Source organism: Nitrosomonas halophila (genome assembly GCF_900107165.1).
GTDB lineage: Bacteria > Pseudomonadota > Gammaproteobacteria > Burkholderiales > Nitrosomonadaceae > Nitrosomonas > Nitrosomonas halophila.
The window spans coordinates 1-9,325 of sequence record NZ_FNOY01000088.1; the positions used below are offsets into that span (position 1 = coordinate 1).

The following is a 9,325-nucleotide window of genomic DNA, read 5'->3' on the forward strand; positions in this document are numbered from 1 at the left end:
ATCGCTATTGATTATAAAAGAATTTTTTTCTGATTTAGAGCAAAAATGGGGGGTTTTGGGTGGTTTTGGGGGAAAAAGCTGCGAACTTGGGTTAATGAATTGGCTTCCGCCAGGCCACCAAGCATGATTCATGGACAAAACAAGGCGCACCCCAGCAGTCTGGCACAGATCCTGCATCTCTATGGATGAGGAAACTCAAACCCATCGTTTTTTCAACCTAGCGAATAAAGGAGCCTGTCATGCATAACATTGATCGCAACCTGGCTGAGTTTGATACCGAAATGGATCCTTACGATACCGAAATGGAATATGAATTCGAATATGACGACAGTGAATATGCTTTCACCGAAACAGATGAAATGGAATTGGCGGCCGAATTACTGGAAGTCATCGATGAAGATGAACTGGACCAATTTCTTGGAAGAGTCATCCGGCGAGTTGGACGCGGTGTCCGCAGGGCGGTCAGAAGCCCGGTTGCGCGAGCGCTGGGTGGCGCACTGAGAGGTGTGGCCAAAAAAGCCTTGCCCGGCGTTGGCGCGGCCATCGGCACGGCAATTGCACCGGGATTAGGCACCAAAGTTGGCGGCGCGCTCGGTTCGGCAGCCTCCAATCTGTTTGAGATGGAATTGGAAGGATTGAGCCCGGAAGACCAGGAATTCGAGGTAGCTCGGCGCTTCGTGCAGCTGGCTGGCGATGCGGCCAGGAAAGCAGCGGCTGCCGTGCCGACCGCCAGCCCACAAGCCGCTGCCCGCAGCGCACTGGTCGCCGCCGCCCGCAAACACGCACCCGGACTCCTGCGGCCCAGCATGGCGTCGAGCCAGGAAGTCACGCCCACTGGCAGTGGACGCAGCGGCCGCTGGGTGCGTCGCGGGCGCAAAATCGTGTTAATGGACGTATAGAGGGTGAAATGGACGCTGCCGCCATTTGGCTGCTCAAGCAGGAAGGCCGGGCCTTGTTTACCCGGGTCAACCTGATCAAGCCCTTTGCCTTGCATCAACCCATGGTGCCCGCTGCGGCCGTCTCGCTATCGGCGCAGAGAGCCATCGAGCGCTATCTCGCCAGAGAGCGGCATGCGCTGCGTGGCGACATCCAGGATTTCCTCTCTGCACTGGATGGCAAGCTCCGGGATGCTTCGCCAGTCGAAGCGCAGCGTCGATTCTCACTATTGCGTCTTAAATTCAACGCGGTTCTCTCGCAATTCGATATTTTTGCCGATGCGCTGACCCAGCGCAGCAGCCATGATATCGGCGTCTGGCTGGCCGGTCTTGACAGCATCGCAGCCGATGCACTGGCATTGCCGGGCTATTATCAGGCACCCCCCGTCATCTGCTATCTGGACCACGGCATTGGCGCGGCAATACGCCGTGCCAGGACACGCCTGCCAGGCGGCAGCGAAAACCCGGTCGCCATCATCCGCATCCCCCGGGAGCGGATGATCGGAAGCGGCATCGCCTCCTCCCTGGTACACGAAGTCGGGCATCAGGCAGCGGCGCTGCTCGATCTGATCCAACCACTGCGGCTGACGCTGCAACAGCATCAGTCCCGGCCCAGCCGCGCATTCGACAGCTGGATTTTCTGGGAACGCTGGATCTCGGAAATACTCGCCGATTTCTGGTCGGTCGCCCGCCTGGGGATCGCCTCCACGCTGGGGCTGATCGGCGTCATGAGCCTGCCCGCGCCCTTCGTGCTGCGCGTGGGGCTGGACGATCCGCACCCCATTCCCTGGCTGCGCGTCAAGCTCAGCTGTGCGATGGGGCAGCGCTGCTATCCCCATCCACAATGGGCAGCCCTGGCCAAACTGTGGGAATCTTTTTATCCACTTGATGCAGTCCCGGATGAAAAGCGCCAACTATTGCGGAGGCTCGAAGGGGAACTGGAGAATTTTCTCGATGTGCTGTTTGGAGAAAAATTCCAGTCGTTGAATGGCGCTACGTTGCTGGCGGTCATGGATAGGGAAGACCGGCAACCGGCCCACCTACTCGCCCAGTACCAGCAGTTGCGCGACCAGACCAGGCAACTGAGCAGCCTGCCCCCTTGCCTGGCATTCGCCATGCTGGGACAGGCCAAGGCAGGCGGCCTGCTCGAACCCGAAACTGAAAGCCACCTGCTCAACCAGCTGCTGACACATTGGGCACTGCGTCATTCCCTGCTGTCACCGGCGCATCCGGCAAGATCCAGCTACGCGAGAGAAGCATTACCCACCCTATCACGCGTTTTAACCTAGAGGATACGATCATGAGCCACGATAACGAGACTAACGGAACTGGAAACAGATCTTTCAATGTTGAAATGAAGGAGGCCGTCCGGGTCGATGTAGCAATGCAGCGCACATCCGCCCCGGCCACCGATGACCAAGCCTTATGGGTAGCGATTCGCCATCACGCGAAAGCGGTGGGCTTCAATCGCTATCAGGATTTCATCAATTGCATCCTGTGCCGCCCCGAGGCGCCCGAAGCAAATCAGCTAGACCCTTGTAGCACATATAGGGATCCAAGCAGCGAAAAAATAAAAAATGATCCGGATTTACCTTTCATCAAAGCCAGACGGCAGGGTCTCGAAATGCATCCCAGCATTCATGGCGTGGATGCCTATAACCTGCTCAAGGTCGCGACCGAGGCTTTTCTCATCTTTGAGTGCGGTCTCGTAGACCACGATGAAACATGTATCAAATATGCCATGAAAAGGAAAAAATCCGTTGACAAGGAAATTGAGGCCGAACAACGCCGCTTGGGAGAGCAGGACATCACTGTTGGTGAAATTGAGGAGAAACTGTTGGCCTATCTCAGCAACAATGGCCAAGCTCCGACCCTGCCTTATCTGCGGCGTATCGTCCGGCAGATTGTCGGTCTCAATACCAGCCGCATGGAAGAGAAACTACCCTATTGCGAGGCCATACTGCAGGCCCGTCTCACCTGTCCGAGCCTGCTGGAGTTGATCTGGTCCTATTGGCACGAGGAAGGCATGCTGGTGCAGACGCTCAACGCCATCACCCTGCGCTTTCAGAACCGGCTCAGCCACTCACGGGATCCGCTCATCAATCTCGAACTCGATCCGCTGCGGCCCCTGAACAATCTGCTATGGGGCTTCGTACAGGACGAATTCAATCGCCTGAGCGTGCGGCGGCGCGCCTACGAGTACGATCATCACTATGGCTTCACCTTGATCGGCAAAGCGATTGGCGACTTCCGGCCGGCTGACAGCCGCTCCAAATTCATCGAGGCTTTTCATAACCTGCTCTACCGGGCAGCCATGTTCTACCGAGAGGACGACGATACCACCATCCACGCCGATGCGTTTGCACTGCTCAACGCGCTGCGCGAGGTTCACCTCATCCTGGCCGAGGGCGCGCACAACCAATTTGGCGATCTGCCCTGGACTGCCAGACGGGAAATGCTAATCATGCAATGGCTGCTCGCCCGGCCGGAAATGAAGGAGTTCCTGCGCGGCCGCCACATGGTGCCTTACCAGGAACCCTGGATGGGGGCTGTTGATGACATGCGGCGCCTGCAGGGTTGGGGTGACACATCCATCACCCATTTTCATGAACTGGCCAGATACGGCGAGCAAATTCTGCTCTCCATCCGCTATGGCGACTGGATCGACATCAACGATCAGGAGCATGCCCGCAACTGGGCGCGCTACTGGCGGCCGGAGATCCAGCGCTACATCCATGCCTACATGGCGACAACCGGAGTGGACCTATCAATCGAAATCACCGACACCCGCCAGGCGAGCGAACGTTTTCTGCAGCCTTCCCTGCATTTGCAAAAAAAGCTGGCCGCGCAGCGTTCCCAATCCAGCTTGCAGGCAGATGTCGTCGCATCGGAAGCGGTCTCGTCCGAGGTCAGAGGCTATGCGAAGCTGCCCTATCGCTCCGGACGGCGGCTTATTCGGTATGAAAGCGAGTAAACAAATGCCTATGAACCAGTTAATCGGTGCACAAGTGCACCCGAGGACGCCGGAAACGATCCGATCGGCGTAGGGTGCGCTCGCGCACCATAAACCGGCGGCGGATCATGCCGGGCGGCGCACATGGCCCGAGTGTATCGATGCCCGTGACAAGCGGCCACAATCATGGAGAACGATCATGAATGAAGCAATCGACTGGGTGGAAGAACTTCCGGATATCGATTCGGAATTTATGCAGCCAGAATGGGAAGAATCTGAAGTCCGAAGAAGTGGACGAGGCGGACGAGGACGTCCGTCAAGACCCAGGCAACCCACCGGCCGCCAGCGGCGGACCGCTCCTCCCTCACGCCGGCCGGGCCGAGGCGGCGCATTGCCGAGAAGACCCCGCCCCCCCAGACGGCCGGGAATCAGACCCAGGTCATCCCGTTACCTACCCAGAGAACCGCTCTGCACCTGCCCCGCCCAGGACTGCCCGCAACATGGCAGCGAGTATGTACGCTGGGTACAGAGTTCGCTGAATCAAATTCAGGGGCTAAACCTGCCGGTTAACGGCATCATGGATGCGGCAACGCGCAGCGCCTTGCGCCGGTTTCAGGAACAACAGGGGCTGACGGTTGACGGCATCGCCGGGCCGGAGACGAAACAGGCTTTGATGACTTCCAGAAGTGGCACGGCCGATCAAAACGAAGGCACCTCAGAGTCAGAAGCTTTCGATTCATTCGACCTTGAAAACGAAATGCTGGAAAGCGAAATCAATCGCAGCAGTCGAGGCTACATTCGCTGGTTCCAGCAGGCATTAAACACCATTCTGGGGCTCCGGTTAGCTGTAGACGGCATCTTAGGCAGTCAGACGCGCAGCGCTATCCGTGACTTCCAGAAGCGGCATGGCCTGGCTGTAGATGGCATAGTCGGCAAGCAAACCGAAGCAGCGCTGATTGCGGCAGGCGCAGGCCACCCATCAGCAAATGACAGCCTTGCACCCGGTCTGCCAGCCACCGCTCGCCGGCCTAGTGCACGTGGCGCCGCACTCGGAGCGATTCAGGCCGCGGCGCGGCAACATGGCCTCGGTGAAGTATTCGTCTCAGTGGTAAGCCACCTTGCGCAAACAGAAAGTGGCGCAACCTATGCGCGGCCAGCCAATACCTTCGATGCACGCCCGCCTGCGGAACGCCCTCCCGGCAAGGCATTGATCACGGCATGGGGCGTCTTCCAGTTCAACCGGGATGCCTGGCGGTCACTACCGGGCACTTCTTCAACATCATTCCCTTGGGAAGCATCTGCGGCAGAAGAAATCAATCGGCCCGTCGCCCGCTACGCCGAGCTGTTTCGCCAAGTTCGCGCGGCTGGCGGCAGCGAGCTCGCGGCCGCACGGGGCATCCGTCTCTGGCATCGGTCTCCGGCTGCCTATCGCAACTATCTGCGCGCCGGACAAGATTCAGGTTTCGAGGCAGCATGGCGCGCTGTGCCGCAACGGCACCGTACTGCAGTCGACCGGCGTATGCGGGAGACAGGCTTGATCGGCAACGGGTCCGATCATGAAATGAGCATGATCGAAGAAATACTGTGGCAACCCGCCTGGCGCTCAGGAGACGATCAATTGCATGCAGAAGTATCCATGATCATCCTCTCTGATTCGGTAGGAAATGGTGGCGCCAACAAGCCCTATGATGTCACTGCCGTACAGAATTTACTGAATAAATTCATTCTTGCCGGAAAGCTGCCTGGCATTGCGCCACTCACGGTAGATGGCAAAAGCGGCCCCAGAACCAGAGCAGCTATCAGAGCATTTCAGCGCATCGTGGTCGGAATGAACTATCCAGATGGGCGTGTCGACCCCGGTGGGCGCACGCTTCAGGCGCTCAATGGGCCCATTGTTCAACCGTCCACGCCTGCTACGCCCACGGTTACACCGCCATCGAGCAGTGCTCTGCAGCATGGCGTACCGGGTGGAAGAATCTTTTCAGGTTATCTCAAACGAAGATCAAGCGGCTATCACCTGGGCATAGATGTTTCAACTTCAAATGCAGCGGGGCAAGGCGCTCATGATCCGCGCCGGGGCCTGCCAGTCTATGCGACGGTCAAAACGGCTCTCGATATCGCCACACTCAATAAAGTACAGGCTGCCTCAAAAAAGGAACCACCGTGGCAGCAAGGGCTGAAAATACCCGGACATGGCCGGGCCAGTCTACGCGAAGCGCAAGTTTATCTCAGGGAAACCAAAGACCTCAACAACCCGGGCTATGGTGGCTCGGTGGGATTGGCTTGCCGCTATACCTACACAACAACACATGGCCAAGCTGCGGTATTCACGATCTATATCGAGTATTTGCATCTGATTACCCCGGGATGCCTGCCCTATGATGGGAAGCGCCTCATCTCGCTTGCCGAATGGAATGCCGCAGGCAAGGGAGATCGAATCGGTTTCGGGCCCAGAATGAAGCATGGCGCCATCCTTAAAGCAAGCGATTTGGCAACCCTGCCGCTCATCGGCTATCTGGGTGCCACTCGATGGCCTCACGTACATATTCAGGCCGAGTACAAGCAAGGGGTACACAGCTACCTGTTCTATCCGAGGCATGGCTCGCTCAGGCTGGATCCCGCTGCTGTCATTCATTAGCTGATGGCACAAACTGAAAAATCCCGATGATCATCGACTGCCACTGCCACGCCGGTAAAGGCGACGGATTCACCGGCCCCTGGGACACCCGCGCACCGCTGGAAAAGTTTTTGCGCTGGAGCGCGGACGCGGACATTGATCGGACGGTGCTCTTCGCCGCTTTCCATTCAGACTACGCCACAGCCAATCGCGAAGTTGCGCGCATTGTCGCCAGCCGACCTGATCGCTTTTATGGCTTTGCCTTCGTGCACACCCAGCATGGACGGGGGCGTATTTTGGACATAATCAAAACTGCGGTGAAGCAATACGGCTTTGTCGGCATCAAGGTGCATCGCCATGATGCGCCCATCAACCGCGAAGTCTGCGAGGCGGCAAGAAGGTTTGCGTTACCGGTACTCTACGATGTCAGCGGTGAGGTATCGGTTTGCGAACTGCTCGCCCAGGAATATCCGGAGGTAAACTTCATCATCCCGCACCTGGGCAGTTTCTCTGACGACTGGCGGGCGCAGCTGGCACTGATCGATCATCTGGTGCGGCATCCAAATATTTACGCCGATACCGCCGGCGTGCGCCGTTTCGACCTGCTCGAACAAGCGGTGGCGCGTGCGGGTGCGAAAAAAATCCTGTTCGGCTCCGATGGACCCTGGCTGCATCCTGCGGTCGAGCTTGCCAAAATTCAGGCATTGCAATTACCGCCGGCACAGGAGGCGCTGATACTGGGCAGGAATTTTCTGCGGTTGATCAGGCAAGCAAGCCACCGTCCCGTCCCCCATCGGCCAACCCGGCAAGCAGATCGTCCATGATGGACCCCATGCATGGTGCATGGAATGCATCCTTGCAGTCAGTACAACTGACATTGGACTGGATGGCTTTGCTGCGAGAAACCGCGCGAAGACAGGAATGGTGGTTGGCACAGGCTGCAGGGTGTGCTTGCGTAGCATGCGAATCGCCTCACATCACAGAACCGGTGCACGGGTGCACCCTACGCCTGGATGACTGCCAGAAATGCTCCCCATGCGGTCATTCGGAGGCTTTTCAATGACCATGCATCACTGCAATGGCTATGGCGTTAAAAAGGCCGATCCAGAACAGAATTTTCTAGCACCCAGTGGCTTTTGTTTTGACGGCATGCAGATTCGATCTCTGGCTGGCTTGTCGTAGCTGCAAGGCACGATCGGTGATGCCCAGTTTTTTGGCGGCACGCTGCAAGTTGCCGTCTGCCTCCCTGAGCGCGATGCGGATGGCTGTTTCAGAGGTGATGCGGCTGATTTCCTTGACGCCGCAGCCAAGCATCAGCGCATCACGGATGCATTGTTCGAAGCGGGTATCCTGCCATGCATCGGGCGGTATCCAGCTGCCCCGGCGTTCGTCTTCCGGAATGTCGCCCAGGGTGACCGGGCCTGGCCCAACATGCCGCGCACCCAGCCGATGCATCAACTGCATCAATTCACGAATATTGCCCGGGTAATCACGCTGCATCAGAAAATGGCCAAGCGGTTCATCGATATCGAGCGGAGGGGCGCCCTCGGGGCGGTGGCTTTTCAGGAAATGCAATGCCAGCGGCAATATGTCTTCCTTGCGCTCGCGCAACGGGGGCAAGCGGAAGGACCAGGTGGCAATCCGGTAAAACAGGTCGGCACGGAAACGCCCTTTCGCGACTTCTTCGGAGAGATCGCGGTTGGTTGCGCATACCAGGCGGAAGCGGGTCGACTTCCAGGTATTGCTGCCAACCCGCTTGTAGGTGCCCTCCTGAATCACGCGCAGCAGTTGCACCTGCAGGTGCAGTGGCAACTCGCCGATTTCGTCCAGAAACAGGGTGCCACCGTTGGCGAGCGCGAAAGCTCCCTCGCGTGCCATCAATGCGCCGGTGAATGCCCCGCGATCATGCCCGAAAAATTCACTGCCGGCCAGTTCGGGCACGATCGTACTGCAATCGAGGATCACCAGTTCCCGGTCCTTGGCGCATGGATCGAGCGAGTGCATCAGGCGGGCCACCAATTCCTTTCCGGTTCCCGTTTCTCCCATGATCAAGACCGAGGCATCCGTGAAGTAGGCTACCTCGACGAGATTCCTGAGAAAATTGCGCCATACCAGGCTTTTTCCGATCAGGTTGTGCTGCACGAGCGGGCTGTTCAATAAACGATCCACTGTGATCCAGCGCGATAACAAGGCAACGACCCGGTCCATCAATCCGGAAACATCGCCCTGCCAGCAAAGCACATCGGCCGCGCCAGACTTGAGCAAATGCCAGTACTGCTCATCATTGATGGGTTGCTCCAGCAATGCGATCGCCAGCACCGGCTCTTGACCGTTGCAGCTCACGCGCTCCAGGCATCCATGCAATTCTGGAGTCAAGGCGGTGAAGCACAACAGACCCGGTCCCCGCGGTTGGTCGCTTGCAAGATGCTGGAGTTGCAGGTGATGCTGGCTCATGAACGGGGCCAGTTCCGCTTCTACCGATTGAATGTCACAGGAAAATGAATGAATCCATACCGCAGTTTCACTACTCATTTGCATCCCCTTTAGCAAGAGAGCGGCGTAACGCCAGAGTAAATCACCTCGTCATATCATTCATTATTTTGCTTATTGTGAATGCAGTTTAGACCAAAAAACCCTATGCCTTTGAACTATTTTCAGTTTAAATGTGGTGCAATAAATATTGCCCATGAAATGCATTCTGCATACATCCAGCAATACCCATCGCGTAGATACTCTGTCTTCAGTCAAGCAAAATTTACATATTAGCGCCCTTTATTTTGAAAAACTTGTCACCATCAAACGGCATGTTGTTATGCAGCA

General features: G+C 57.2%; 6 protein-coding genes. 5 read left to right on the forward strand and 1 reads right to left on the reverse strand.

Features of this window, described 5'->3' with window-relative positions:
- Window positions 1-239 precede the first annotated feature (239 nt).
- From BLV85_RS13430 to BLV85_RS13450, 5 genes are all read left to right on the forward strand, one after another.
- The gene (locus tag BLV85_RS13430; RefSeq protein ID WP_090415750.1) at window positions 240-899 is read left to right on the forward strand and encodes a hypothetical protein; all 660 of its coding nucleotides are present in this window, start codon (window positions 240-242) and stop codon (window positions 897-899) included.
- Between the two features lie 8 nt (window positions 900-907).
- Window positions 908-2,224, forward strand: coding sequence for a hypothetical protein (locus BLV85_RS13435; RefSeq protein ID WP_090415751.1), 1,317 nt, complete (start codon window positions 908-910; stop codon window positions 2,222-2,224).
- A gap of 11 nt (window positions 2,225-2,235) precedes the next feature.
- Entirely contained in the window at window positions 2,236-3,909 is a 1,674-nt protein-coding gene (locus BLV85_RS13440; protein ID WP_176974047.1) for a hypothetical protein, read from the forward strand.
- Window positions 3,910-4,087: 178 nt separating this feature from the next.
- A complete protein-coding gene (locus BLV85_RS13445; protein ID WP_090415752.1) occupies window positions 4,088-6,526 on the forward strand; it encodes a peptidoglycan-binding domain-containing protein in 2,439 nt (812 codons plus the stop codon).
- Window positions 6,527-6,552: 26 nt separating this feature from the next.
- Window positions 6,553-7,329 carry an amidohydrolase family protein gene (locus BLV85_RS13450; RefSeq protein ID WP_090415753.1) on the forward strand — a complete coding sequence of 259 codons (777 nt, stop codon included), beginning with the start codon at window positions 6,553-6,555 and terminating at the stop codon, window positions 7,327-7,329.
- Window positions 7,330-7,624: 295 nt separating this feature from the next.
- Here the strand turns inward: BLV85_RS13450 and BLV85_RS13455 are convergent, their stop codons facing one another.
- Complete coding sequence (locus tag BLV85_RS13455) at window positions 7,625-9,037, reverse strand: sigma 54-interacting transcriptional regulator (RefSeq protein WP_090415754.1); 1,413 nt, start codon at window positions 9,035-9,037, stop codon at window positions 7,625-7,627.
- Window positions 9,038-9,325 lie beyond the last annotated feature (288 nt).

Coding starts and splice junctions, on each gene's coding strand:
- BLV85_RS13450 (WP_090415753.1), top strand. CDS start 6,553: ATGATCATCGACTGCCACTGCCACGCCGGTAAAGGCGACGGATTCACC.
- BLV85_RS13435 (WP_090415751.1), top strand. CDS start 908: ATGGACGCTGCCGCCATTTGGCTGCTCAAGCAGGAAGGCCGGGCCTTG.
- BLV85_RS13430 (WP_090415750.1), top strand. CDS start 240: ATGCATAACATTGATCGCAACCTGGCTGAGTTTGATACCGAAATGGAT.
- BLV85_RS13445 (WP_090415752.1), top strand. CDS start 4,088: ATGAATGAAGCAATCGACTGGGTGGAAGAACTTCCGGATATCGATTCG.
- BLV85_RS13440 (WP_176974047.1), top strand. CDS start 2,236: ATGAGCCACGATAACGAGACTAACGGAACTGGAAACAGATCTTTCAAT.
- BLV85_RS13455 (WP_090415754.1), bottom strand. CDS start 9,037: ATGAGTAGTGAAACTGCGGTATGGATTCATTCATTTTCCTGTGACATT.